Source organism: Mesorhizobium sp. WSM4808 (assembly GCF_055811675.1).
The window spans coordinates 490,714-517,082 of the sequence record NZ_JBVVQX010000001.1 but is presented as its reverse complement, the minus strand read 5'-3'; the positions used below and the strand labels follow the sequence as shown (position 1 = coordinate 517,082).

Annotated in this window: 22 protein-coding genes; 5 read left to right on the top strand and 17 right to left on the bottom strand. The window is 62.9% G+C overall.

Features of this window, described 5'->3' with window-relative positions; translation table 11 throughout:
* Positions 1-5 precede the first annotated feature (5 nt).
* Positions 6-896: an NAD-dependent epimerase/dehydratase family protein gene (locus AC0L2U_RS02450; protein ID WP_128363299.1), complete on the top strand. Its 891-nt coding sequence runs from the start codon at positions 6-8 to the stop codon at positions 894-896.
* Positions 897-1,009: 113 nt separating this feature from the next.
* Here AC0L2U_RS02450 and AC0L2U_RS02445 read toward each other — a convergent pair whose 3' ends face one another.
* The 13 genes from AC0L2U_RS02445 to AC0L2U_RS02385 all read right to left on the bottom strand — a co-directional run bounded on the left by AC0L2U_RS02445 (position 1,010) and on the right by AC0L2U_RS02385 (position 17,024).
* Positions 1,010-2,521 carry a peptidoglycan DD-metalloendopeptidase family protein gene (locus AC0L2U_RS02445; RefSeq protein ID WP_127267602.1) on the bottom strand — a complete coding sequence of 504 codons (1,512 nt, stop codon included), beginning with the start codon at positions 2,519-2,521 and terminating at the stop codon, positions 1,010-1,012.
* A 202-nt stretch (positions 2,522-2,723) separates the two neighbouring features.
* Positions 2,724-3,383, bottom strand: a complete 660-nt coding sequence (locus AC0L2U_RS02440) for a protein-L-isoaspartate(D-aspartate) O-methyltransferase (RefSeq protein WP_127380882.1) — start codon at positions 3,381-3,383, stop codon at positions 2,724-2,726.
* Positions 3,380-4,138 carry a 5'/3'-nucleotidase SurE gene (gene surE / locus AC0L2U_RS02435; RefSeq protein ID WP_023812184.1) on the bottom strand — a complete coding sequence of 253 codons (759 nt, stop codon included), beginning with the start codon at positions 4,136-4,138 and terminating at the stop codon, positions 3,380-3,382. Before surE ends, AC0L2U_RS02440 begins: the two co-directional genes overlap by 4 nt.
* Positions 4,138-5,442, bottom strand: a complete 1,305-nt coding sequence (gene serS / locus AC0L2U_RS02430) for a serine--tRNA ligase (protein ID WP_127380881.1) — start codon at positions 5,440-5,442, stop codon at positions 4,138-4,140. Before serS ends, surE begins: the two co-directional genes overlap by 1 nt.
* A gap of 196 nt (positions 5,443-5,638) precedes the next feature.
* Entirely contained in the window at positions 5,639-6,514 is an 876-nt protein-coding gene (gene tatC / locus AC0L2U_RS02425) for a twin-arginine translocase subunit TatC (protein WP_127320714.1), read from the bottom strand.
* Positions 6,511-7,311 (bottom strand): Sec-independent protein translocase protein TatB, encoded by an 801-nt coding sequence (gene tatB / locus AC0L2U_RS02420; protein ID WP_128289446.1) that lies wholly within the window; start codon positions 7,309-7,311, stop codon positions 6,511-6,513. The genes tatC and tatB overlap by 4 nt, the downstream gene beginning before the upstream one ends.
* A 29-nt stretch (positions 7,312-7,340) precedes the next feature.
* Positions 7,341-7,562: a twin-arginine translocase TatA/TatE family subunit gene (locus AC0L2U_RS02415; protein WP_023812188.1), complete on the bottom strand. Its 222-nt coding sequence runs from the start codon at positions 7,560-7,562 to the stop codon at positions 7,341-7,343.
* Positions 7,563-7,731: 169 nt separating this feature from the next.
* Positions 7,732-8,496 carry an SMC-Scp complex subunit ScpB gene (gene scpB / locus AC0L2U_RS02410; RefSeq protein ID WP_127329507.1) on the bottom strand — a complete coding sequence of 255 codons (765 nt, stop codon included), beginning with the start codon at positions 8,494-8,496 and terminating at the stop codon, positions 7,732-7,734.
* Entirely contained in the window at positions 8,493-9,293 is an 801-nt protein-coding gene (locus AC0L2U_RS02405; protein ID WP_127811389.1) for a segregation and condensation protein A, read from the bottom strand. Before AC0L2U_RS02405 ends, scpB begins: the two co-directional genes overlap by 4 nt.
* Before the next feature lie 60 nt (positions 9,294-9,353).
* Positions 9,354-10,373: a beta-N-acetylhexosaminidase gene (nagZ, locus tag AC0L2U_RS02400; protein ID WP_128289448.1), complete on the bottom strand. Its 1,020-nt coding sequence runs from the start codon at positions 10,371-10,373 to the stop codon at positions 9,354-9,356.
* 131 nt (positions 10,374-10,504) lie between these two features.
* Entirely contained in the window at positions 10,505-13,873 is a 3,369-nt protein-coding gene (locus tag AC0L2U_RS02395; RefSeq protein ID WP_473601351.1) for an SPOR domain-containing protein, read from the bottom strand.
* Between the two features lie 103 nt (positions 13,874-13,976).
* Complete coding sequence (gene argS / locus AC0L2U_RS02390; RefSeq protein ID WP_292634653.1) at positions 13,977-15,734, bottom strand: arginine--tRNA ligase; 1,758 nt, start codon at positions 15,732-15,734, stop codon at positions 13,977-13,979.
* Positions 15,735-15,809: 75 nt separating this feature from the next.
* Entirely contained in the window at positions 15,810-17,024 is a 1,215-nt protein-coding gene (locus tag AC0L2U_RS02385) for a deoxyguanosinetriphosphate triphosphohydrolase (protein ID WP_128289032.1), read from the bottom strand.
* Between the two features lie 90 nt (positions 17,025-17,114).
* On the opposite strand from AC0L2U_RS02385, the gene erpA reads away from it, so the two are divergent.
* The 4 genes from erpA (at position 17,115) to AC0L2U_RS02365 (ending at position 19,051) form a co-directional block, all read left to right on the top strand.
* On the top strand, positions 17,115-17,462 hold the full coding sequence (erpA, locus tag AC0L2U_RS02380) for an iron-sulfur cluster insertion protein ErpA (RefSeq protein ID WP_013531288.1): 348 nt from the start codon (positions 17,115-17,117) through the stop codon (positions 17,460-17,462).
* A 1-nt stretch (position 17,463) separates the two neighbouring features.
* Positions 17,464-17,859, top strand: coding sequence for a VOC family protein (locus AC0L2U_RS02375; protein ID WP_127323280.1), 396 nt, complete (start codon positions 17,464-17,466; stop codon positions 17,857-17,859).
* A 17-nt stretch (positions 17,860-17,876) separates the two neighbouring features.
* On the top strand, positions 17,877-18,671 hold the full coding sequence (gene xth, locus AC0L2U_RS02370) for an exodeoxyribonuclease III (protein WP_127270660.1): 795 nt from the start codon (positions 17,877-17,879) through the stop codon (positions 18,669-18,671).
* A 125-nt stretch (positions 18,672-18,796) separates the two neighbouring features.
* The gene (locus AC0L2U_RS02365; protein ID WP_245482753.1) at positions 18,797-19,051 is read left to right on the top strand and encodes a hypothetical protein; all 255 of its coding nucleotides are present in this window, start codon (positions 18,797-18,799) and stop codon (positions 19,049-19,051) included.
* Between the two features lie 49 nt (positions 19,052-19,100).
* On the opposite strand, the gene AC0L2U_RS02360 is transcribed toward AC0L2U_RS02365, so the two are convergent.
* From AC0L2U_RS02360 to AC0L2U_RS02345, 4 genes are all read right to left on the bottom strand, one after another.
* A complete protein-coding gene (locus AC0L2U_RS02360; protein ID WP_127270686.1) occupies positions 19,101-19,940 on the bottom strand; it encodes a tetratricopeptide repeat protein in 840 nt (279 codons plus the stop codon).
* Positions 19,927-21,651 (bottom strand): dihydroxy-acid dehydratase, encoded by a 1,725-nt coding sequence (gene ilvD / locus AC0L2U_RS02355; RefSeq protein ID WP_127270685.1) that lies wholly within the window; start codon positions 21,649-21,651, stop codon positions 19,927-19,929. The genes AC0L2U_RS02360 and ilvD overlap by 14 nt, the downstream gene beginning before the upstream one ends.
* A 305-nt stretch (positions 21,652-21,956) precedes the next feature.
* On the bottom strand, positions 21,957-23,204 hold the full coding sequence (locus AC0L2U_RS02350) for an OmpP1/FadL family transporter (protein ID WP_292634642.1): 1,248 nt from the start codon (positions 23,202-23,204) through the stop codon (positions 21,957-21,959).
* 355 nt (positions 23,205-23,559) lie between these two features.
* Positions 23,560-26,343, bottom strand: a complete 2,784-nt coding sequence (locus AC0L2U_RS02345) for a valine--tRNA ligase (protein WP_292656857.1) — start codon at positions 26,341-26,343, stop codon at positions 23,560-23,562.
* Between the last annotated feature and the right edge of the window lie 26 nt (positions 26,344-26,369).

Genomic DNA, 26,369 nt, shown 5'->3' with positions numbered 1-26,369 from the left:
TAGCCATGAGTTTTTATGTAGTTGTCGGAGCAGGCCCGGTCGGGCACGAGACCGCGCGCCTTCTGGGCGAAGAAGGACATGATGTCGTTCTCACGAGCCGGAGTGTCGGCTCAAACGCGTTGCGGAACGTCCGGGCGGTGCAGGCCGATGCCACCGATGCCGTTGAACTGGCGCGTATCTGCCGAAACGCCGACGCCATTTTCATGTGTGCCATGGCCGCCTATCACCGGTGGCCGACCGACTTCTTCCCAATCATCGACGGCACCGTGCGTGCCGCGGAAGCGGTCGGCGCGAAGCTTGTGGTTCTCGGAAACCTCTATGGCTATGGGAAACATGCCGATACCCCGCTTCACTCCGACCTGTCTCTGGATCCGACTTCGAAGAAAGGGACCGCCCGCACGATCATGTGGCAGCGGGCGGTCCGTGCGGACGTGCCGGCAATCGAAGTGCGGTCCAGCGATTATCTTGGACATGGCGCGATCAGCTCTTTCTCACTGGTCGCGCTGCCCTCAATAATCGAGGGGAAGCCGACTGCTTTCATTGGAAACCTCGACGCGACTCATGCCTGGTCCTTCACGAAGGACGTGGCCAGGACGCTGGTCGCCGCTTCCCGCTACACGGGCGAATGGCGACGGGCGTTCCATGCTCCATCGCAACACGCCTCACCCCGGGAACTCATCCTGACGACGGCGGCAATGCTTCACCGTGAAATTCCAGAAACACGTTCCTATTCCATCCCCGAAATGGAAGCATTGGGCATGCATGAACTCATCGAGATGAGCTATCTCTTCGACAATCCCTTGCTGGTCGATTCCTCCGACGCGGAGACGCTTCTCGGAATCAAGGCCAGCGGCCTTGACGTCATGATCGCCGACACTCTGCGTGATCGTCTTTGAAGCTTGAAGACTGGCGCGTCGCGTTGAAACTGAAAAAGCCCGCTCCTTTCGGAACGGGCTGAGCCGGCGGGCCGGACTGGAGGTCAGACGGCCCGCAAATTGCTTTTTTTCTTCTATTCGAGGTAACCCGAGGGATCGACCGGGGCCGAGTTCTTGCGCACTTCGAAGTGCAGCTTCGGCGAGTCCGTCGTGCCGCTCATGCCCGACAGCGCGATTTCCTGGCCGCGCTTGACCTTCTGGCCGCGCTGCACCTCGATCGAGCTGGCGTGGCCGTAGACGGTGACCAGGCCATTCTCGTGGCGCACCAGCACCGTGTTGCCGAATTCCTTGAGGCCGTCGCCGGCATAGATGACGACACCGTTCTCGGCTGCCTTGACCGGTGTGCCCGAGGGCACGGCGATGTCGACGCCGTCTTTGCCGGAGCCGAAACCGGAGATCACGCGACCGCGCACCGGCCAGCGCATCTTGCCGATGCCGGTGGCGTCAGGCGCGACGGCATCGTCGGCCTCGGCCTGCTGGATGACCTTCGAATCCTTCTTCGGCGGCGTGTAGGACGCCAGCGTTTCCGACGGCGTGGTCTTTGCCGCGGGCTGTGTCGTGGCCGTCGTCACCGGATCGACCTTGGCCGGCTTGGCGGCGGCGACGGTCGCGGTTCCGCCGGCGGGCACCTTCAGGGTCTGGCCGATCTTGAGCAAGCCATCCTGCATGCCGTTGGCCTGCTTGATGGCAACGACTCCGACACCGGTTTTCCTGGCAATCGAGGAAAGCGTGTCGCCCGACTGAACCGTATAGGTGCCAGCTGCATTGGTCGCCTTGGCCGCGGCTACCTGCGGCTTGGGCTCCTTGGGCTGGCTCGCGGCGGCCGACGTGTCGACCTGAGCGGTGGATTTGCCCTCCCTAGGCTTCGGCTGCTGCGGCAGGACGGCGACCTTGTCCGGCGCAGTGGCCGGCAGGTTGTGCTTGGTGTCTTTCGCCGGCTTGGCATCCGCGAGCTTCGGCTCGCTCTTGCTCGAATAGGCGTAGGCCGGGATGACCAGCTTCTGGCCGGTCTTCAGCCCCTTGGTCGCGCTCAGCCCGTTGACCTTCATGATCACGTCGGACGGCACCTTGTAGCGCTGCGCCAGGCCGCCGATCGTTTCGCCGTCCCTGACGACGATCTCGGTTGCATGCGGAGTGCCGGAAGCAGCCACGCGGGGTTCGTCAGGTTGCGAAACCTTGAAAGGCGATGCCACCGGGGCGACCGTGCCGGTCGTGGTCCTGTCGACATGCGGTGCGGGGGCCAATGCGGTGCGCACCGGCTTCGATACCGGCGCCACTTCGGGAGCCTGGGCAACGGGCGGAGGCAGCGGCCGCGTCGAGACCGGATCGAGGCTGGAGCGGCTGACCGACTGTGTATGGCTGCCATCGATCGGAGCGGCGGCGACATCGCCCGGATAAGGCTGCTGTACGGCATCCTGCTTGTTGATGATGGTGCGCTGATTGTTGGTCGAGGATGTAAAGACGTCGTCGACGCCATTGAACCGCGAAACCTGGGAACTGCACCCCGCAGCAGCACCCGCGACCATCAGTATGGCGCAGCCTCGCGCCAGATTGCGACCGCTTGTCTTCAAAACACTGAGTTGCATCGCACTAACCCGCACATACCCGGTACAAACTAGGCATGATTAAAGCGCGTTAATGTTACTCGACGGTTAACCCCATGGAATCCGGCGCAATTTTTCTTAAAATATTAGAGAGCGAGCCCAGGGGAGATTTTCAGGTCATGCCGGCCGGGGCCGAAGACGGGCGCGCACCCGACGCGGCGCGGCCTGATCATCGGCATACGCGCTAGATGATAGCGGCGACACCGCGCAGGATCGGCTGCAGGCGAACGAGGCCGATGTCTTCACGCTCGAAGCGGCTGCCGACCTTGGTCAGCTTGGCCAGCACCTGTTCGCCCTCTTCGGGGCCGATCGGCGCGATGACGATGCCGCCGCTCGACAATTGGTCGAGCAGGAAACGCGGCAGGCTGTCGAAGGACGCCCATGCAACGATGCGATCGAACGGCCCTTCATTCGGCAGGCCACCGGAACCATCGGCGTGGCGCACGATGACATTGCCGATGCCGAGCGCCTCGAAGCGCTGCCTAGCCTGCTCGGCGAGCGTCTTGTAGCGATCGGTGGTGATGACCCGCGCCGCCAGCCGCGACATCACCGCCGAGGTGTAGCCCGAACCGGTACCGATCTCGAGCACGCGGTTGCCCTGCTCGATAGCGAGCGCCGCGATCACCGCCGCCTGCATATCGGCACCTTCGATCGCCTCGCCGCATTCGATCGGCAGCATTCGGTCCGACCAGGCGATCTGATGGAACTGGGCCGCCAGGAAGCCGCGCCGCGGCGTCGCCTCGAAGGCCGCGATCAGCGCTTTCGGTACAGTCCCCCGACCGCGCAGACGCAGCAGAAAGGCGGCAAAACCTTCGCGGTCATCGATCGGGAGGCCCTGGTTCATGCAAGCGCCTTGCTCAATTGGTCACGGATTTCATGCGCGGTCAGATCGAGCTGCAGCGGCGTCACCGACACCAGCCTGTTGCGCAAGGCGTAGAGATCGGTGCCTTGCTTGCCCTCGACCGGCTCGCCGCCGAAGCGCAGCCAGTAGTATGGCAGGCCGCGCCCGTCGCGGCGCTCGTCGACCCACAGGGAGTGCACGAGCTTGCCTTGCGTGGTGACCACCGTGCCGGCGACCTCTTCGGGCGTGCAATTGGGAAAATTGACGTTGAGCAGCACGCCGTCCGGCAACGGCGTCGCGACAAGCTTCTTCAGCAGCGCCGGCGCCAGCACCTCTGTCGTCTCGTAGGGCACGACGCGATCTTCGCCGACATAGCTGTAGCCCTGGCTGAGCGCGATCGAGCGGATACCGAGCAGCGCGCCTTCCATGGCGCCGGCGACGGTGCCCGAATACGTGACGTCATCGGCGATATTGGCGCCCGAATTGATGCCGGACAGGATCAGGTCGGGTGCGCCAGGCAGGATTTTCTTGACGCCCATGATGACGCAATCCGTCGGCGTGCCGCGCACGGCGAAATGCTTCTCGCCGATCTTGCGCAGCCGCAGCGGCTCCGAGATCGACAGCGAATGCGCGTAGCCGGACTGGTCCTGCTCGGGCGCCACCACCCAGACATCGTCGGACAGCGTGCGCGCGACGCGTTCGAGCGACGCCAGGCCCTCGGCATGAATGCCGTCGTCATTGGTCAGGAGGATACGCATTATTTCGCTTCGATCTTTTCCAGGCCGCCCATGTAAGGCCGCAGCACTTCAGGAATGGTTACGCTGCCATCCTCGTTCTGGTAGTTTTCGATGACGGCGATGAGCGCGCGGCCAATGGCTGTGCCCGAGCCGTTGAGGGTGTGGACGAAGCGGTTGCCCTTGCCGTCTCTGTCCTTGTAGCGCGCGTCCATGCGGCGCGCCTGGAAATCGCCGCACACCGAGCAGGACGAGATCTCACGATAGGCGTTCTGGCCGGGCAACCAGACCTCGATATCGTAGGTCTTGCGCGCGCCAAACCCCATGTCGCCGGTGCACAGCGTCATGGTGCGGAACGGCAGGCCGAGCCGCTTCAGCACTTCCTCGGCGCATTGCGTCATCCGCTCGTGCTCGGCAAGTGACGACTCCTGATCGGTGATCGACACCAGCTCGACCTTGTAGAACTGATGCTGGCGCAGCATGCCGCGCGTGTCGCGCCCGGCCGAACCCGCTTCCGAGCGGAAGCACGGCGTCAGCGCGGTATAGCGCAGCGGCAGTTTTTCATGCGCGGTGATTTCTTCACGCACAAGGTTGGTGAGTGGGACCTCGGCGGTGGGAATCAGGCCAAGCCTGCCCTCCCCGTGCGGCGCGAAGAACAGATCTTCCTCGAACTTCGGCAATTGGTTGGTGCCGAACAGAACATCGTCCTTGACCATCAACGGCGGGATGACTTCTTCGTAGCCATGTTCGGTCGTATGCAGGTCCAGCATGAACTGGCCGAGCGCACGTTCCATCCGGGCCAGTCCGCTTTTCAGCACCGTAAAGCGCGAGCCCGACAGCTTTGCCGCGCGCTCGAAATCCATCATGCCGAGCGCTTCGCCGATCTCAAAATGCTCCTTCACCCAGTTCGGCCGCGTCGGCACCTTGCCGACGAGGTGCTTGACGACATTGTCGTGCTCGTCCTTGCCGACAGGCACGTCGTCGAACGGCACATTGGGCAGCACCGCCAGCGCATCGGTCAGCGCCTTGTCGAGCTCGCGTTCGCGCGCCTCGCCGTTCTGGATGAAGACCTTGATCTCGCCGACTTCGGCTTTCAGCTTCTCGGCCAAGGCGGCATCGCCCGAACGCATGGCGTTGCCGATCTCCTTCGACGCGGCATTACGGCGCTCCTGCTTGGTCTGCAGCTCGGTGACGTGCTCGCGCCGGGCCTCGTCCGAGGCGATCAGCCCGTCGACCATGGACTGCGCCTCACCGGCCGACCACGAGCGCTTCACCAGCGCCTCGACAAGGGCCTTCGGGTTGTCGCGAATCCATTTGATGTCAAGCATGGTTTGAAACGCTCCTGGGTAGCATGTCGCCCAAAAGTGCACAGCGATTTGGGACAACGACATGCTCAAAACAAAACTGAAACGCATCGCTTTGAGCGCGATGCGTTTCAGCCAGAGGGCGTAAACCGCATCCGAGATCGATGCAAGAGGACGGGGCGACGACTGTGTTTTTCCGCCGCTGCAGCCGCTCTGTCGCCTATGAGGAGGCAGGTGCCGGGGGCTCGTCCGGTGCTTTGTCCGCCACCTCTTCCGCCGCGTCCTGCTTCTCGCGTGCCACGCGCTGCTTTTCCCGATCGCGCTCGATCAGCCGGGCAGCCCAGATGGACACCTCGTAGAGAAGGATGGTCGGGATGGCCAGGCCGATCTGACTCATCGGATCGGGCGGCGTCAGTATCGCCGCGACGACGAAGGCAATGACGATCGCCCATTTGCGCTTCTCGGCCAGTCCCTTGGACGAGAGCATGCCGACCCGTGTCATCAGGCTGGTCACCACCGGCAGCTGGAACACCAGGCCGAAGGAGAAGATCAGCGTCATGATCAGGCTGAGATATTCCGACACCTTCGGCAGCAGCGAAATCTGCACCTGATCGTCGGTGCCGGCCTGCTGCATGGCGAGGAAGAACCACATCACCATCGGCGTGAAGAAGAAATAGACCAGCGATGCGCCCATCAGGAACAGGATCGGCGATGCGATCAGGAACGGCAGGAAGGCGTTGCGCTCGTTCTTGTACAGGCCGGGCGCGATGAACTTGTAGATCTGCGTGGCGATCAGCGGAAAGGCGATCACCATGCCGCCGAACATGGCGAGCTTGACCTGGGTGAAGAAGAATTCCTGTGGCGCCGTGTAGATCAGCTCGACCTTGTGCGGATCGAGCCCTGCCCACTGCGTCGCCCATTTGAACGGCACGACCAGGAGGTTGAACAGTTTCTTGGCGAAGAAGAAACAGACCAGGAAGGCAACGAAGAAGCCGCCCAGCGACCAGATCAGCCGCCGGCGCAACTCGATCAGATGCTCCATCAGCGGCGCGGACGATTTCTCGATCTCGTCCTTTTCGGTGTCCGAAACGCTCACTTGGCGGCTCCCGCCGTCTTCTTGGCCACCGGCTTCTTCACCGCTGCAAGCTTCGGTTCGGCTTTCGCCCCCATCTTGGTCGCTACAGTCTTGGTCGCCACGGCTTTGGCCGCGACAGCCTTGGCCTCAGCGGGCGTCTTGGCCCTGGGCGCTTCAGGCTGTGCCGCCGTCATGGCCTTCGCCTGCGTCTTGGACGCAGACGCTGCCTTCGCGGCAACCTTTGCACCATTTGCCGAAGCTTTTGCAGCCGGCGTCGCTTTTGCCGGTGCAGGCTTGATTAGTTTCTTCGCCGCGGACGCCTTCGGCGCCGCAACGGGTTCCGCCGGCGCTGACGAGGTCACCACCGATTCGTCGGTCATTGCCGGAAAAACCGGCGCTGCTGGCGCTGCTCCCGGCCCGTTGACGCCAGGCATGGTCGTTGCACCGTTCTTCAACGGCTCGGCCGCTTGCGGGGTCGAAGCGACAGAGCTTGCCGGATCGGCTGCCGGCTTCGGCTTCATCGCCGCATCGACGCCGGAGCGAACGTCGGCCGCGGCCTGTTCGAACGGATTGAGCTGCTTCCTGATCTCAGCCATCGGGCTCATGCCCCTGAGCTCGTCGACGGACTTCTTGACGTCGTCGAGCTCGGCTTCCTTCAGCGCCTCGTTGAACTGTTTCTGGAAATCGGACGCCATGGCGCGCAGCTTCGCCGTCGTGCGGCCGAAGGTGCGCAGCATATTGGGCAAATCCTTGGGTCCGACGACCACGATCATGACGATCGCGATGACCAGCATTTCGGTCCAGCCGACTTCAAACATGGCACTCTGTTCCGACTAGAACCTTGGGCTCAGCTCTTGCTGGCTTTTTCCTTCGCGGCCGCAACGGTCTCGTCGGCACGATGTTCGACGGTGCGCTTGTCTTCGGCAACCTCGTCGTCGGCCATGCCCTTCTTGAAGCTCTTGATGCCCTTGGCCATATCGCCCATCAGCTCGGGAATCTTGCCGCGGCCGAACACCAAAAGCACGATCACCAGCACGATCAGCCAATGCCAAATCGAAAATGAACCCATAGCAAATCTCTCTCGAATGTTTTCCCTGGCGATGATCTATGCGTTTTCGCGTTGGGATTCAAACACAACTGCGACAGAGTTTATGAAAGGGTGACGGATGTCACGCATTTTCGACGGGAACGCCCGCTACGAATCCGCGCATCCTCATCAAGTTGGCCGCCAATGCCAGTCAATCTTCCGTGACGCGCGGCGTCAGCAGGCCGAGTTCCTCGAGATCGATGTCGGTCAGCGCATCCTCGTCGTCGGTCAATGCGTCGGGATCGGCCGGCGGCTGCGGAATGGAGAAATTCGACGGCATGCGGCCCGAAAGCAGTCCAGCCCCCTTCAGTTCCTCCATGCCAGGAAGATCGCGGATCTCTTCCAGCGCGAAATGGTCGAGGAAGGTCTCCGTCGTGCCGTAGGTCACAGGGCGTCCGGGCGTCTTTCGCCGGCCGCGCATGCGCACCCATTCCGTTTCCAGCAGCGTGTCGAGCGTACCTTTCGAGGTTTCGACGCCGCGGATGTCCTCGATCTCGGCACGCGTCACCGGCTGGTGATAGGCAATGATCGCCAGCACTTCGAGAGCCGCGCGGGAGAGCTTCCTTTGCTGGACGGTATCGCGGCTCATCAGGAAAGCCAGGTCGCCGGCGGTGCGGAACGCCCAGGCGTCGCCGACACGCACCAGATTGACGCCGCGCCGCGCATAGATCTGCTGCAGCTCGGCCATGGCTAGGGCAATGTTGATGCCGTCAGGGAGGCGTGCCGCGAGCTGCTTTTCGCTGACGGGTTCGGCGCTGGCGAACACGATCGCCTCGGCCATGCGCACGGCCTCGGCCAGATACAGCCGCTCGGCCGGGTTCTGTAGCTGCTCGGCCGGATCCCGGGAAAGCGACTCCTCTTCGGGTGCATCGCCGACCTTGAACGGGATAACCGAAGCGTTGGCGCGTTCGCTCATGATGCCACCTCGACTGCCTTGATTGCCTGCGTGCGCCCGCGCAGGTAGATCGGCGCGAACGTCTGATCCTGCCGCACGTCCATCGTGCCGTCGCGCACCAGTTCCAATGTTGCCGCGAACGAACTGGCGATTGCCGTGCGCCGCTCCTCGGGGCTGGTCATGTATGCGATCAGAAAACTTTCCAGCGCCGTCCAGTCGCTTGCAGCCCCGACCAGGCGGGTCAGGATGTCGCGCGCGTCCTTGAGCGACCAGACACCGCGCCTGGCGATCGTCACATGGTTGATCGCCTGCTTCTGGCGTTGCTGGGCATAGGCGGTCAAGAGATCGTAGAGCGAGGCCGAATAGGCGTTACGCTTTTCGACGATGACCATTTCCGGCATGCCGCGCGCGAACACATCGCGGCCGAGCCGGTTGCGGTTGACCAGACGCGCCGAGGCGTCGCGCATGGCTTCCAGCCGCTTCAGGCGGAACTGCAGCACCGCCGCCAGTTCCTCACCGCTTTCGCCCTCGTCGCCGGGTTGCTTGGGAATCAGGAGCTTGGACTTGAGGAAGGCCAGCCACGCCGCCATCACCAGATAGTCGGCGGCAAGCTCCAGCCTGAGCGCCCTCGCCGTCTCGACAAAGGTCAGATACTGCTCGACCAGCGCCAGGATCGAAATGCGCGCCAGATCGACCTTCTGGGTGCGGGCAAGATGCAGCAGCAGGTCGAGCGGACCTTCGAAGCCGGCCACGTCGACAACCAGCGACGGGTCGCCGGTAACGCGTGAATCGTCATTCTCGGCCCACAGACGGTCCATCGGTGCGGCCTTCGAGGCCTTGCTTTCCAATGTCTCCGCCACTCCGTCACTTTCCCTTTGCTATGCCACCGCATCGAAGTAGGTGGCGAATTCGGCACGTATTTCGGTTTCTTTGACCGTGTCACGGTTCTTTATATAGGTCAGCGCCCGCTTGGCGCGCTCCAACGACGTGCCCTCAAGCCCCGTGGTACGCGATGCGATGCCGGCCATCTCCTCGAAAACGCCGTTGCAGTGAAGGACCAGATCGCAGCCCGCCGCAAGGATCGATGCCGCCTTTGTCGGGAAATCCCCAGAAAGTGCCTTCATCGAGGTGTCGTCGCTCATCAGCAGTCCGTCGAAGCCGATTTCGCGCCGGATGATCTCGTCGATGACCTTGCCGGAGGTAGTCGCCGGATTGGTGGGGTCGATCGCGCTGTAGACGACATGGGCTGTCATCGCCATCGGCAGATGGCTAAGCTCCTTGAACGGGGCGAAATCATGCCGCTGCAGATCGCTGAGCGAGGCATTGACCACCGGCAGTTCGAAATGCGTGTCGGCAAAGGCACGTCCATGGCCCGGAATATGCTTCATGACCGGCAGCACGCCGCCCGACATCAGCCCTTCCGCGGCTGCGCGGCCGAGCTCGATCACCGGTCGCGGATCCTTGCCATAGGCCCGCGCGCCGATGACATCGCTGGCGCCTTCGATCGGCACGTCGAGCACCGGCAGGCAATCGGCTGTGATGCCGTAGCGCAGCAGGTCGAAGGCATGCAGCCGCGCCATCAGCCAGGCCGCGCGGGCGCCGGCATCATGATCGTCGCGCCACAGCGCGCCGAGCGCGCCACCGGCGGGATAGTTCGGTGCCAGCGGCGGTCGCAAGCGCTGCACACGGCCGCCTTCCTGATCGATGAACACCAGCGCGTCCGGACGCCCTATGCAGTCCCGCATCTCGGCGACCAGATCGCGGATCTGTTCGGTCTCGCCAATGTTGCGCGCAAACAGGATGAAGGCCCACGGGCATTCATTGCGATAGAAATTGATTTCTTCGCGGGTAAGCGATTTCCCGGCACAGCCGAGGATCATGGATTTTGATTCGGTCATGTCGGCAGTTTAGGGCTTTGTGCGATCAAAGGGAATCGCCAGGGATTCATCCGGGACAACGCCGGATCTGCTTTCCCCATGAAAAAAGCCGGCGCGATGGACCGCGCCGGCTTTTGATGGTCGGCTCCGCTTTAGCGCGAGACGAAGCAGTTGCCGCCGGCGGCCTTGTAGCTGGTGCACAAATTGATCGCGTCATTGCGTGACTGGGCCGGAACGCGCACGCGGTAGAACGTGCCTTTGCCGGCGATCTCGGCCTTGACGATGTTGGCGGTACGCCCGGCAAGCACACTGCCATAGCGGCGCTGCAGATCCTGATAGCTGGACTGGGCGCTTTCGACGGTCGGCTGCGAGGCGATCTGCATCGACCACGAGCCACCGCCGGCCGCGGTCGATGCCGGATCTATGGACGCAACCTGATCGGGCTTGACCTCGCCGACAACATCGACCGGCTGGTCGGACGGACGCTGCGGCGCGAGCGGAACCTTTGCCGGCGTGTTCGCCGATTGGGCCTCGGCTTTCTGCTTGGCGACCGGCTTGAGGGCCGGCTCGTCGTCCGCCTGGGCGGCGGCAGGCGCCACGGTGCCGGTCTGGTCCGCGTCGGCTTGAGCCGCCGGAGCAACATGCTGCGGCGCCGGATCGACCGGCTCGGTGGCGGCCACTAGCGGAGCGGCGGGCGCCGCCGGATCTTCACGCGGCACCAGCGAACCGTCCGACTTGACCACCATGGTCCTCACCTTGCGCGGCGCAACGGCGACGACATCGGCATTGGTGCCCTTGTCGGCATCCTGCAGCACCTGCGCAATGCGGTCCTCGGACTTGGGCGCGGGCGCCGTATTGTCGGCAGAAGCGTTGTCGGCCGAAGCGGCGCCGGCCATCGGCGCGGCATTGCCGACATCGGTTCCAGCGGCGGCTGCATTCTGGTCCGGCGAAAGATCGATGGCGCGGGCCGGGTCCTTCGCCTGCACGTCCACCGGCTCTTCGACGTTGGTGACCAGCTTTTCCTGGACCGGCTCGGCCGGCTTTGCGCCCCTGACCGCGTCGTAGACCTTGTTGTCTTGGTTGGGCACCACGGCGCCGCCAGGATTCTCCGGCTTGACCTTGATCGGCGCGTTGTCGGCCTTGACAATGACAGGCGCTTCGCTGCCGCCCTTGCCGCCAAAGGACAGCGCAAAGGCCCCGAGACCGCCTGCGACCGCGACCGCGCCGACAATCGCGGCGATGAACAGTCCGCGTCCGCGCGTCGGCCTCCCGGCCTCACGCTCGCCGAGACCCGGAACAGCCATAGCCTCGTCGAGTTCGGGATCGTAGTCGAGTTCATCGACAGTAAAATCATCGGCTTGCGAAACCGGCTGGCTCCCTGGCAGGCCGTCGAGGTCGAAGCCGGAGGCGTCGGCATAACCCGTGGGCGCCGCCGCGCGGGCGGACATGTCCATCGGCCGCGCGGCATAGGTCCGCGCTTCCGGCTCATAGCCCGGCTTGACCCCGTCATAGCCCGGCTTGACCCCGTCATATGCCGGCTTGAGGCTGTCATAGCCCGGCTTGAAGCCCGCGGCATAGGAGTCATCATCGTAAGACGCGCTGGCCACATTGCTCGTGGGAACAGGAGCGACCTCCACCGCGTTCATCTCGGAGAGAAGGCTGGAGAACTCCGCATCGAGATCGTCGTAGCCAGGCGACGCCGGCTGGTCTTCCTCGAAGTGCAGTTCGGGAATATCGAGATCGTCGGCTAGCGCGACGACACGCTCGGGTACATCGACCGTTTCGACGTCGGGCATGTCTTCGTAATGCGCAGGCTGGCGCGATTGGGGCGCCGACACCGGGGCAGCGGGAGCCACGGCCTCGACCGGCTCGGACGAACGGTAGGACGTCATGTCGGCGACTGCCGGCGCGGCGGCCACGGATGCCACCGAAGCGGCCGGCTGAGCAAACGCAGGCTGAGCACTGAATGACGGCTGCTGCGGAACGGGCGTCACGCGGCTCCACGAACGCGTCGGCTCTGCCGGTTGGGAACGCTCCGCAAGCCAATCGAGAGAATCCGCCGAATTGTCCCGGTCAGCGGCTTCGTCACGCGGATCAAGATCCTTGGGCAAAGCCGCGTCGAACGCATCATCGTCGAAATCGACATCGCCAGCCGTGTGCCAAGTCGTATCCTGGAGTTCATCAAGCATAAGGTCGTAAATATCCGCATCGGCCGCTTGGGCCGTGCCAACATGCCGGTCCTGCTCAGGCGCGGGTTCGTCAAGATCCCAGTCGAGGTCGCCGACAAGATCGGCCGGTACCTCGGCGGGCTCGGCAACAGGCGGCAGGGCGGCGACAGCCGGCTGAGCCGTGACGGGCTCACTGGCCACCGGCGCCGTGCGCGCCGTCATGGCACCCAGCAGCGCATTCAACTCGTCTTCCAGGCTCCGTTCGTCCGCGGCCGGGGCATGCGCCGCCGGCGCAACATGAGCCTCTGGCGCCGCCGGCTGGACCGTTGCGGCAGCAACCTCGGCGACCGGCTCTTCGGCCGTTTCGGCAAACGCGTCGTCCAAACTTAGGTCGAAAGCATCGTCCGACATGCCTTCAGGGATGGGAATATCGCCGTTGGCGTCAGTGATATCGACAAGCGCATCATGCGCGTGCGGCTCGTCGAAGGCATTCGGCTCATCCGCGCGAACGTCGAAATCCATGTCGACATCAGCCATCGCGTCGTCGAAATGGCCGGCAAAGCTCTCATCGGAGATTGCATGGCCGTCACGCGCCGCCTGCTCCGGCATGGGATACTTGACGGGCTCGGCGGCCATGAATGACTGTTCGGCCGCCGAATGGTCGTCGAGCACCAGCTCGTCTTCAAGCGAGGCTGCCACCGCATCGTCGAATTCGTCATCGGAGGCAACTGGCTCGATAGAAGCGGGCGTGTCGGCAACGGCGTACTGGGCCTCTTCAGCGTACTGGGCCTCTTCGGCTTCCTCATCGATCCGGAGATCCTGGTCGAGCGAAATGGCCAGCTCGTCCGCCATCGAATGATCGTCCTCGAAGGGAGAGACGTCCTCAAGCGAACCGGCGACGGCATCGTCAAAATCAGACGCGAAAGCCGGCTCGACGGACGGCGCCGCTTCAGCTGCGACCGCATGGCTAGCGCCGGCGACGTGATCGTCTATCTCAGCAATGTCCAGTTGGAAATCGTTGTCGAGCGACACCGAAAGCTCATCGTCCATCGCGCTGGCGTCAGCCGCTTCGAATGCCGGCTCATGCACGAAGGTCGGCTCATGAGCCTGAACAACCGGAGCGGCGTCGCTGTCGTCAGCGCCGAACTCGCCCATCATTTCTTTCTCGAGATCGATATCGAAATCGCCCTCTTCGAGCCCGTGATCGGCGGCTGGGGCCTGCGGCTGGGCGGGCGATTGCGGCCTGACCGGCTGGCGCGGGTCGAATCCCATGATCCTGGTCAGTTCCGCGAACGGATCATCGTCAGCGATGTCGTTGTTGTCGGCTACTCTCAGCTGGGTTCTGTCTGCCATTATTGTTCCCGAACTCGCACTCATTCGGACGCCATGGACGTCGCGTAGGGTTGGCCCTTACCAGCGCAATGTGGGCAAAAGGTGACAGGTTATTTAGTCAAACCTAACGCATTTCGGTGGGCGCGGCGGCTCCGATCAACGTCAGGCCGGACGTCAAAACGTCCGAAACAGCCTGCACCAGCCCTAGTCTGGCATGCGTCAATTGTCGGTCGTTAACCTTAACAAAACGTAAGTCCGGATTATCCGTGCCACGGTTCCAGTGTCCGTGGAAGCTGGAGGCCAGATCATAGAGGTAAAATGCCAGCCGATGCGGCTCGAGCGCAAGGGCGGCGGACTCGATCAGCCGCGGGTATTCGGCAAGCTTGCGGATCAGGCCGATCTCGCCCTCATCGGTCAGCAATGCCGCGGCCGACGCCAGGCTGTTGCGGTCGAAATTGGCTTCGCCCAGTTGCTCGCTCGCCTGCCGGAACACCGAATGACAGCGCGCCGAGGCGTACTGGACATAGAACACCGGATTGTCCTTGGACTGCTCGGTCACCTTGGCGAAATCGAAATCCAGGGGCGCATCGTTCTTGCGGTAGAGCATCATGAAGCGGATCGCGTCGCGGCCGACCTCCTCCACCACTTCGCGCAGCGTCACGAAATCGCCCGACCGCTTCGACATGCGCACCGGTTCGCCCTCGCGAAACAGCTTGACCAGATTGCACAGCAGGACAGTGAGCTTCACCTCGTCGCCGGCAATCGCCCGCGCCAAGGCCTCCAGCCGCTTGACGTAGCCGCCATGGTCGGCGCCGAGCACATAGATCAGGTCGACGAAACCGCGATCGACCTTGTCCTTGAGGTAAGCGACGTCGGCGGCGAAATAGGTGAACGAGCCATCGGACTTGACCAGCGCCCGGTCCATGTCGTCGCCGACCGCGGTCGAGCGGAACAGCGTCTGCTCGCGGTCCTCCCAATCGTCGGGTTTCTCGCCCTTGGGCGGCGGCAGCTTGCCCTTGTAGATATGGCCCTTCAGCGTCAGATCGTTGATCGCAGAGCGGATCTTCCTGGCTTTGTCGGCGTGCAGCGTGCGCTCGGAGAAGAACACGTCGTGATGCACGTTGAGCATCGCAAGGTCCTCGCGGATCATCGCCATCATCGCATCGATGGTGCGATCCTTGACGATGGCGAGCGCCTCGTCATCGGGCATCTGCAGAAGCGAGCGGCCGAATTCCGTGACCAGCGCCTGGCCGACAGGCACCAGGTAATCGCCGGGATAGAGACCGGCAGGTATTTCGCCGATGTCGTCGCCCAGCGCTTCGCGGTAACGCAGAAATGCGGAACGGCCGAGCACGTCGACCTGCGAGCCGGCGTCGTTGATGACATATTCCTTGGTCACGTCGTAGCCGGCGAAGGCCATCAGATTGGCAAGCGCGTCGCCGACGACAGCACCCCGGCAATGGCCGACATGCATCGGCCCGGTCGGATTGGCCGAGACATATTCGACATTGGTCATCCTGCCGCCGCCAACCGTCGAGCGGCCATAGTTGCGGCCCTCGCCGAGCAGTGCGGTCAGATGTGCCTGCCAGAAGCCGTCCTTCAGCCTGAGATTGACGAAACCGGGCCCGGCCACTTCCGTCGCCGCGACATCCTTGTCGTCACGCAGCGCCTGCGCCAGTCTTTCGGCCAGCGCGCGCGGGTTCTGGCCGGTCGGCTTGGCCAGCACCATCGCCGCATTGGTAGCCAGGTCGCCGTGGCTGGCGTCGCGCGGCGGCTCGACGGCAATGCGCGACAGGTCAGGCGAAACGCCGTCTTTGTCTTTCAGATCAAGCGCTTCGACGGCTTTTATGATTCGCGCGGTGAAATCGGCGAAGATGTTCATTTGTGTGACTCTGGGGTCTGGCTCTGGCGGCTTTGCAGCGAATCCGGCTCGTTGGCCGGCAAAATCGAGCCCGCCCTAGCCCAATTCAGGCGTATGGTCAAACAAACGCCGGTGTTCCTTGAGCGCGTAGGTGTCGGTCATACCCGCCAGGAAGTCGGCGACGCTGCGCGCCTTGATGCGGTCGTCGGCCCGATCCAGCCCCTCGCGCCAGCCGTCCGGCATGGCGCGCGGATCGGCGAAATAGGCGTCGAACAGATTTTTGGCGATCTGCTCGGCGTCCGCGCGCACCCGCATAACCTCCGCGTGCCGGTAGAGGTGCTTGTACAGGAAGGCCTTCAGTTCTTTCTCCAAGGCAGCCATTTCGGCCGAGAAAACCACCATCGTCTCGCCAGCTGCCCTCACCGCATCTGCGCTCCGCGGCCTGATGCGATCGAGATTGGCGGTCGTCGACTTGATCACGTCCTCGACCATGGCGGTGATCTGCCGCCGCATCAGCTCGTGGCCGGTGCGCACATCATCGAGGGAGGGATAGCGTGCCCGAACGCCTTTCAGGATCGTTCCCGGCAGCAAAACCGTCTCCAGCATGTCCAGCGTCAAGAGCCCTGCCCTCAAACCGTCATCGATGTCATGCGTGTTGTAGGCTATATCGTCGGCGATCGCCGCGCATTGCGCCTCGATGCCGGCGAACCGGTCGAGTTCGAGATCGTGCAGTTCAGAGTAATCACGGATCGCCTGCGGCACCGGCCCTTTCAGACCCTTGCCGTTGGCGTCCGTCAGCGGCCCGTTGTGCTTGACCAGGCCTTCCAGCGTTTCCCAGGTCAGGTTGAGCCCGTCGAATTCGGCGTAGCGCGCCTCCAGCCTCGTCACGATGCGAAGCGATTGCGCGTTGTGGTCGAAGCCGCCCCAGGTAACCATCTTCTCGTTCAGCGCGTCCTCGCCGGTGTGGCCGAAGGGCGTGTGGCCGAAATCATGCACCAGCGCCACCGCCTCGGCGAGATCCTCGTCGCCGCGCAGCGCCCGTGCCAGGGCGCGCGCGATCTGCGCCACTTCGATCGAATGGGTCAGCCGGGTGCGATAGTGGTCGCCTTCATGCGCGATGAAGACCTGCGTCTTGTGCTTGAGCCGCCGGAACGCCGTCGAATGGATGATGCGGTCACGGTCACGCTGGAATGGCGTGCGGGTCGGGCTTTCCACCTCGTCGAACAGCCGTCCGCGCGACTTTGCCGGATCGCAGGCATAGGCGGCGCGCGGCCGATAGCCGAATCCGATGTCGCCCAACTCGTTGGTCATGGCTGATGCTGCCGCAGTTGACTTAGCCAGGTTGACTTGGCCCCTCGCGCTTCATACCTATCATGTGAAACCGAAAGCAAGGTGACGCCCATGGGCGCTGATGCCAAGACTGCCATGAAAGTCGATATGACCGAGGCCGCCGCCAAGCGGATCGCCAGGATTGTCTCGAACGAGGCCGGCAAGACGGCGCTGCGCGTGTCGGTCGAAGGCGGCGGCTGCTCAGGCTTCTCCTACAAGTTCGATCTGGTCGATACGCGCAATGACGACGACGTCGCCATCGAGAAGGACGGCGCCACAGTGCTGATCGACGATCTGTCGCTGGTCTATATGGGCGGCTCTGTGATCGATTTCGTCGACGATCTGATGGGCCAGTCGTTCCAGATCCGCAACCCGAACGCCGTCGCCTCCTGCGGCTGCGGCACGAGTTTCTCCATATAGAATGCCTGCTATCGGTGCGGTCCGTCAGATCGCGCTGTCGGCTGGCCGTGATCTCGACACCACGCTGGCTTTCTGGCGCGACGTGCTCGGCATGGCGGTTCATGCGCGCTTCGATCCGCCGGGCATCGCCTTCATCATGGCCGGCGATATTAGGCTGCTGTTCACTGACGGCATACCGGCCGGAACCGTCTATCTCGACATATCCGGCCTCGATGACTTCCATGCCTCTGCGGTCGCGGCAGGCGTACCCTTCACCGCGCCGCCAACACTTGTCCATCGCGACACGGAGGGCCAGTTCGGTCCAGCGGGGGAAAGCGAATGGATGGCCTTCCTAAAGGACCCGGCTGGCAATACGATTGGCCTCGTCGAACGCCATCCGCCGCAAGAATCCAACTGAACAGCATCGAGACCGCCATGAAAATCGTCACCTGGAACATCAACGGTGTCCGCGCCCGCATTGGCAATCTCACCCATTGGCTGACCGAGAGCGCACCCGACATCGTCTGCCTGCAGGAGATCAAGACCGTCGACGAGCAATTCCCGCGCGCCGAGATCGAGGCGCTTGGCTACAATGTCGAAACCCATGGCCAAAAGGGTTTCAACGGCGTCGCCCTATTGTCGAAGCTGCGCTTCGACGAAGTCATCCGGGGCCTGCCCGGCGACGATGCCGATGAACAGGCGCGTTTCATCGAAGGCGTTTTCTCAACCGACAAGGGTGCCTTGCGCGTCGCCTCGCTCTATCTGCCGAACGGCAATCCAATCGATGATGAGAAGAAGTTTCCTTACAAGCTGTCCTGGATGGCGCGGCTGGAGCGCTGGGCCGAAGAACGGCTGAGACTTGAGGAGGCCCTGGTGCTCGCCGGCGACTACAACGTGATTCCCGAGCGGATCGACGCGCGGTTTCCGGAGAACTGGCTGGGCGACGCGCTGTTCCAGCCGCAGACGCGACAAGCCTTCCGCCGGCTGCTCAACCTTGGTTTCACCGAGGCGGTGCGCGCGGTCACCGACGCGCACGACACCTACACGTTCTGGGACTATCAGGCCGGCGCCTGGCAGAAGAACAACGGCATCCGCATCGACCACCTGCTTTTGTCGCCGGAAGCCGCCAACCGGTTTTCTTCCGCGTCGATCGAAAAGCACGTGCGCGCCTGGGAAAAACCGTCCGATCACGTCCCGGTGGCGATCGATCTCGCGCTTCAGCCGGCCTGAGAGAACCCTCGCCGGGCACGCAGGCGCTGGACCTCATATCGCCACATTTTGCGCCGTTCATTGCGGTCCTGGCGGCTGGGGTTGCATGAGCACACGATTTCATCTTTGTCGGCCTGGCATTTGCCATGGCCGCTCCCGGTGCGGCATTTGCCGACCAGGAATGCCTGGCCAATGGAAAATCCTACCAGCTTGGCCAGGTCGCCTGCCTGACGGTTGCCGACCGGAGCCATCTGGCCCGCTGCGACATGGTGCTCAACAACACATCGTGGACGAACATCGGGGATAGCTGCCCGGAAAACACGCTGGCGCCACACCACCATGTCACGCCGATCTCGATGCCGGCGCCCAGCATGGTGCCGACGGAGCCGATCGAGAACTGATCGCGATCGACAATCGAGTGCTGCTGGTGAAGCTGACGCAGCCGCGAGACTACTGGTCCGCGTTGTTGCCCTTGGTGAGGATATCATCGGCCAGCGAGATCGCGGTGCGGCGGTCGGCCTCGCCGGCGGTGGCGAATGCCTCTTCCTGCATGCCGCGGATCCAGGGCTGGTCAGCCGGCGAAGCGCGTTCGAGCGCTGCCGTCATCATCGCCAGGCCGCGAACGATCTTGCCGCTCTGGAACAACAAATGGCCCAGTGTCGCCTGGGCGCCGGCATGGCCTTTCTCGGCGGCGAGTTGGAACCAGCGCCCGGCCTGCTTGACACTGGCCTTCACGCCGCCCTCGCCCTTCAAGAACATCTGCCCCATCTCGAACTGCGCGTTCGGATTGCGGTAGTTGGCGGCGGCGCGCATGTAATATTCCTGGGCCGCCACCTCGTTCTCGGCGACCGGGCTGCCGGGAATGCCCGTGCGCAAATAGTCGCCAAGCGCCACCAGCGCGTCGGAGACATAGCTTTCCTCAGGCGAGCCGGGCTCGACGTCCTGGTCGACGATCTCGGAGAAGAACTTGAACGCCTCATAGTCGTCGCGCGCCACGCCGTCGCCCTCGGCATACATGCGGGCAAGCTTCCAGGTGGCACCGATCTGGCCATTTTCGGCAGCGTATTTGTAGGCCTCGGCAGCCTGTTCCTTGTGGCCGTTCTTGTAGGCGGAGAAGCCGAACTGGAAGACCGCCCAAGGGCTGGATTGCGGCTTCACCCCGGTCTTGTCGTCGAATACCTTGTCGTCGAAGGCCATGGCCTGGCCCACGGCGCCAAAGGTCGCGCCAAATGTGGCTGCCACGACCAGTGCCGAAAAGACAGACGACCTCAACAACTCAGATGTCCGCATAACAGTGTGTTTCTTTCGCACCGCCCGGATGGGTCACCGCGCCATCGCGCGCCGGCCCTACCGTCTGTGCATATTTCCATATCGCGCCCGACTGATAGTCGGTCGTGCGCGCCTTCCATGTCTTTGCCCTCGCCGCCAGTTCGCTATCGGACAACGCCACGTCGATCGTGCCGTTCACCGCGTCGATCGAGATCACGTCACCATCCCTGAGCAGCCCGATCGGGCCGCCCACGGCTGCCTCGGGGCCGACATGGCCGATGCAGAAACCGCGCGTCGCGCCCGAGAAGCGCCCGTCGGTGATCAGCGCCACCTTGCCGCCCATGCCCTGGCCGTACAGCGCTGCCGTCGTCGACAGCATCTCGCGCATGCCGGGGCCGCCGCGCGGTCCTTCGTAGCGAATGACGAGAACCTCGCCTTCCCTGTAGTTGCGATGCGTCACCGCCTCGAAACATTCCTCTTCCGAATCGAAGCAGCGTGCCGGGCCGGAGAACTTCAACTCCGCCATGCCCGCAACCTTCACGATCGCGCCTTCGGGGGCAAGGTTTCCCTTCAAGCCCACGACACCGCCGGTTTGGGTAATGGGTGTGTTGGCCGGGCGGACCACATCCTGATGCTCATTCCAGACAACGTGCTGCATGTTTTCGGCCAAAGTGCGGCCAGTCACGGTCATGCAATCACCATGCAGATAGCCGTGGTCGAGCAGCGTCTTCATCAGCAGCGGAATGCCGCCGGCCTCGAACATGTCCTTGGCAACATATTTGCCGCCCGGCTTGAGGTCGGCGATGTAAGGCGTCTTCTCGAAGATCTTGGCCACGTCGAACAGGTCGAACTTGATGCCGGCCTCGTGGGCGATCGCCGGCAGATGCAGTGCCGCGTTGGTCGAACCGCCGGTGGCCGAGACCACGGTCGCCGCATTCTCCAGCGCCTTCAGCGTGACGATGTCGCGCGGCCGGATGTTTTTCGCGATCAGTTCCATGATCTTTTCGCCGGAGGCGAAATTGAACCGGTCGCGCATTTCATAGGGTGCCGGCGCGCCGCAGGAATAGGGCAGCGCCAAGCCGATCGCCTCGGCAACGGTGGCCATGGTGTTGGCGGTGAACTGGGCGCCGCAGGAGCCGGCCGACGGGCAGGCCGCCTGCTCGATTTCGAGAAGTTCGGCATCGTCGATGGTGCCTACCGAGTGCTGACCGACCGCCTCGAACACATCCTGCACGGTGATCTGGCGGCCGCGATAGCTGCCGGGCAGGATCGAACCGCCATAGATGAAGATCGACGGCACGTTGAGCCGCACCATGGCCATCATCATGCCGGGCAGCGACTTGTCGCAGCCGGCCAGCCCGACCAGCGCATCGTAGCAATGGCCGCGCATGGTGAGTTCGACCGAATCGGCGATGACCTCGCGCGACACCAGCGACGACTTCATGCCCTGGTGACCCATGGCGATGCCGTCGGTGACGGTGATGGTGCAGAATTCGCGCGGCGTGCCGCTGGCGGACGCGACGCCCTTCTTGACCACCTGCGCCTGACGCATCAGCGAGATGTTGCAGGGCGCCGCCTCGTTCCAGCAGGAGGCGACCCCGACCAGCGGCTGCGCAATCTCGGCCGCCGACAAACCCATGGCATAGAGATAGGAACGATGCGGCGCACGCGCCGGACCGACGGTCACATAGCGGCTAGGGAGCTTAGCCTTGGAGATGACTTTGGCGTCCATATTCTTCCTTGCCCCATCTTCCCTGCAAATGGGGCGGAGCGGCTGCCCCCTCGCCGAGCCTTTTGGCGCGTGTCCCGAGACAAGATCGAGGTGCGCCGGGTTTATGGCGGGAAATAGGCAATTTCCTCAGCCCGGCTTCCAGCGCAGGGGTTGCTCAGAAACTGTTGCCAAAACATCACAATAGCAGGGGGCGAAAGCGGTACGGATAATATGCAACGCAGCTTGGATGAGACAAATCGGGGCGATGCGATCCCAAACAAAAAAGGCCGGGTAATCCCCGGCCTTTTGTTATAATTGTCAGAGACTTAGAACTTGATCTTAAGGCCACCTGAAATCGCCGTGACCAGATCGTTGCCGAAGTCGTAGCTGACATCCGTGCCGGCGACGTATCCGCTCTCACCAGCCAACGCTCCAGAATGGCCGCTGGTCAGCACCCCAACCGCGCCGGCCAGACGCACTTCGATGTTCGGCTTGGGCGTAAAGGCGACGCCGCCGCCCAGTGTCCAGGTATCGGTCTGCGAGCCATAGCCATGCGACGTGCCGCGATCCCAGGAAAGCTGGCCGGCAGCACTCCACTGATCGTTGAACTTGTGGCCAATGCCGCCGGTAACTGTCCAGCCGTCACGATACATCAGGTCCAGCGAGGTGATCTGGCCCGAATGGAGAGCATCACCAGTGACGCATGCCCCTGCGGGGGTACCTACGACGCAAATTGGAACGCTCTGCAGCAGGCTCCAATTGACCCACTTGAGCGAACCGAAGGCGAGCCAGCCTGGCGCAATGCCTGACTGCAATTTCAATTCGACTGTGTCCGGCATGTATTGCGTTGAGCCGTAGATCGGAAGCACCACGCTGCCAACATGCGTCAAATCCAGCGTGCCCGAGATATTGTCGAGCTTGACCCGCGAATTGTAGACGAGGCTGGCGCGCAGTGCGATCTCGGGGATTTCATAGGCCAGGCCGGCGCGCCAGCCCCAGCCGGTCCCCTTGAGATCGACACGCCCGGTACCCTGGAAATCCGGCACCAGCGGCGATATCAGGTCCTGCTTGAAGCCATAGACTTCCTGGTAGTAGACGCCGCCGATGAAGCGAACCTGGCCTTTGCCGGCGTCCATCTTGTAGGAGCAGGTTGTGGCGTAGTTGTTGCTTTTGATGTCGGTTTCCATGTTGGACTGGGCACCGGCCCAAAGACCCGGATTTGTGTGCGCACCCCAAGGCTGGGAATAGTCGAACATACAGTCGACACCCTGGACGATCTGCGCCTTGACGCCGATCCGCGGCACCCAATAGCTCTCGCTGTCCTTCGCCGTGCTGCCCAGAGGCGTCAAATCGCCGTCGAGCGGGTTGGTGTCCACCGCATTCTTGAGCTTGCGTTGCGGCATCACATAGGTCGATTCGGCTTCGGTCGCGAACGGAGCCGGATCGAACAGCAAATCGATATCGTAACCGCCGCGCTCCAGGCCGCCGGCATGTGCCGGATTCATCGCCGTCCCGATCAAAGCCAGCGAAAAGCAGCCCGCCCCCAGCAGCGCCTTCAGTCGCAGAATAGTCATGAAACGTCCTCCCCGAATTCGAGTGCATCAAGCTAGAACCAATTCAGGTTAACGGTGCAACAACGAATTCGCGGGCGTACATGTACACATTGGCCAGGCGCATTTTCGAGGAAATGCAACCGGGTGCGGCAAGGCCGAAAAATGGCCTGTAGGGCTGAGCGGGTCTCAAAAAACAGAGAGAACTATCCAAAAAGGCTCGAAAACAGGCCTTTTTTAGGCTCCAGGAGCCCCATTGTTACATTATGGCAACAATGGGGCTAAAACTTCCGTTTACGTCAATATTAACGCAAGGGCATGCTGATTTTCGAGGCGAAAAACAAGCACTTTACAGAAGGCTGAAGTCTCGCGAATCTCCTCAACCGGCGTCGCGAACCCTGGCCAACGCGACCGACAGCTTGTCCTGCGCATCGCGGTATTCAGCGAGCTTTTCACGCTCGGCATCGACGATCTCGGCCGGCGCGCTGGCGACGAACCTTTCGTTCGACAGCTTCTTGTGCAGGCGCGCGATCTCCTCGGTCACCTTGGCCAGTTCCTTCTGCAGCCGAGCGGCCTCGGCGGCGAGGTCGATCAGGCTGCCAAGCGGCAGGCAGATCGTCGCCTCGTTGAGCACGATCTGCGCCGAACCCTTGGGCGCGACATCGGCAAGCGAGATGTCGCCGACCCGCGCCAGCCGCTTGATCGCAGATTCTTCGCGGACAAGCCGTTCGCGTGTCACAGCGTTGGCGCCGACCACGACGAGCGGTGCAATGGCTGCCGGCGGCACGTTCATCTCCGAGCGCACCGAGCGGATGCCGGAGACGAGGTCGACCAGCCAATTGATGTCGGCTGCAGCCTCGGCGTCTTCGAAGTCCGGCGAGGGCCACGCGGCATGGCACAGCAGCGACGAGCGTTGCTTGCCTTCGCCAGCGGTCTGCGCCCACAGTTCCTCGGTCATGAACGGCATCATCGGATGCAGCAGCTTGTAGATCTCGTCGAGCAAGAAGGCGACGCAGGCACGGCTTTCTGCTTTGGCCGCCTCGTCGGTGCCCATGAACACCGGCTTCAGCAGTTCCAGGTACCAGTCGCAGAACAGGTTCCAGACGAAGCGGTAGGCAGCGCCCGCCGCCTCGTTGAAGCGGTATGAGGTGATGCCGTCGGTGATCTCGCGCGCCGCCCGCGTCAGTTCGGTCAGGATCCAGCGGTTGACCGCCAGCCTGGCATCGTTCAGCCAGAAATCGTCATTGCGCGCGACCTCGTTCATCTCGGCAAAACGCGTAGCGTTCCACAGCTTGGTGCCGAAATTGCGATAGCCGGCGATGCGCGCCGGATCGAGCTTCACGTCACGGCCTTGTGCCGCCATCACCGTCAGGGTGAAGCGCAGCGCGTCCGCGCCGTATTCGTCGATAAGGTCGAGCGGATCGATGACGTTGCCTTTCGACTTCGACATCTTCTGCCCGTTCTTGTCGCGCACCAACGCATGGACATAGACGGTGTGGAATGGCTCCTCGTCCATGAAGTGCAGACCCATCATCATCATGCGGGCGACCCAGAAGAAGATAATGTCGAAGCCTGTCACCAGCACGTCGGTCTGGTAGTAGGTCTTCAGCTCGGGCGTCTCGTCGGGCCAACCCAGCGTCGAAAACGGCCACAGCGCCGATGAGAACCAGGTGTCCAGCACATCCTCGTCGCGGGTCAGGATCTCGCCCGGCTTGAAGTTCTCCAGCTTGTCCTCGACCCAGGCCTTCCACGGTCCTTCCAGCGCCAGATAGAATTCGATCGCGGCGCTCAGCGCCTCTTCCTCGGTCTTCTCGACGAAGACGCGCCCGTCCGGCCCGTACCAGGCCGGGATCTGATGACCCCACCACAGCTGGCGCGAGATGCACCAGGGCTGGATGTTCTCCATCCAGTCGAAATAGGTCTTCTCCCAGTTCTTCGGCACGAAGTTCGTGCGACCTTCGCGCACGGAAGCGATCGCCGGCTTGGCCAGTTCCGCCGCATTGGCATACCATTGCTCGGTCAGGAATGGCTCGATCGGCACGCCTCCGCGATCGCCATGCGGCACCGCGTGGCGATGCGGCTCGACCTTTTCGAGGAAGCCGCCCTCTTCCATCAGATCGACGATCTTCTTGCGCGCGACGAAGCGATCGAGGCCGTCGAGTTCGTCCCAGACAAGCTGGCGCTCCGGCGTCACCTCGAGACCGGCAAGGAAATCCTCATTGTCCCTGAGGCTTACCGCCGCCTCCGTGGTCAGGATATTGATCGCCGGCAGCTTGTGGCGCTTGCCGACCTCGAAGTCGTTGAAGTCATGCGCCGGCGTGATCTTGACCGCGCCCGAACCCTTTTCCGGATCGGAATACTCGTCCGCCACCACGGGAATCCTGCGACCGACGATCGGCAGGACGATGTTCTTGCCGACCAGATGCCGGAAGCGCTCGTCGTCAGGGTGCACGGCGACGGCCGTATCGCCCAGCATCGTCTCCGGGCGCGTCGTCGCCACGGTGATGAAGGTTGTTGGGTTTTCCGGGTCGAAGACCTGGCCCTCTATGGGATAGCGGAAGTGCCAGAGATTGCCGTTGACCTCCTGCTGCTCGACCTCGAGATCGGAGATCGCGGTGAGCAGCTTGGGGTCCCAGTTCACAAGGCGCTTGTCCTTGTAGATCAGCCCTTCCTTGTAGAGCGTGACGAACACTTCGAGCACGGCTTTGGACAGGCCTTCGTCCATGGTGAAGCGTTCGCGTGACCAGTCGGCCGAGGCGCCGAGCCGCTTCAGCTGGTTGAAGATGGCGCCGCCGGATTCGGCCTTCCACTCCCACACTTTCTCGATAAACTGCTCGCGGGTCAGGTCGCGGCGATGGATCTGCTTTTCCATCAGCTGGCGCTCGACCACCATCTGCGTGGCGATACCGGCATGGTCCATGCCCGGCTGCCACAGGACGTTCTTGCCGCGCATGCGCTCGAAGCGCACCAATATATCCTGCAGCGTGTTGTTGAGCGCGTGCCCCATATGCAACGAACCGGTGACGTTCGGCGGCGGAATGACAATGGTGAAGGCTTCCGCCCCCTCCTCGGCCCCGGCGCCGGCACGAAACGCGTCGGCCTCTTCCCAGACTTTGGCGATCTTCGGCTCGACGGTTTTGGCGTCGTAGGTCTTTTCAAGCATGGGAAAATGGTCCGCGCTGTCGGGAG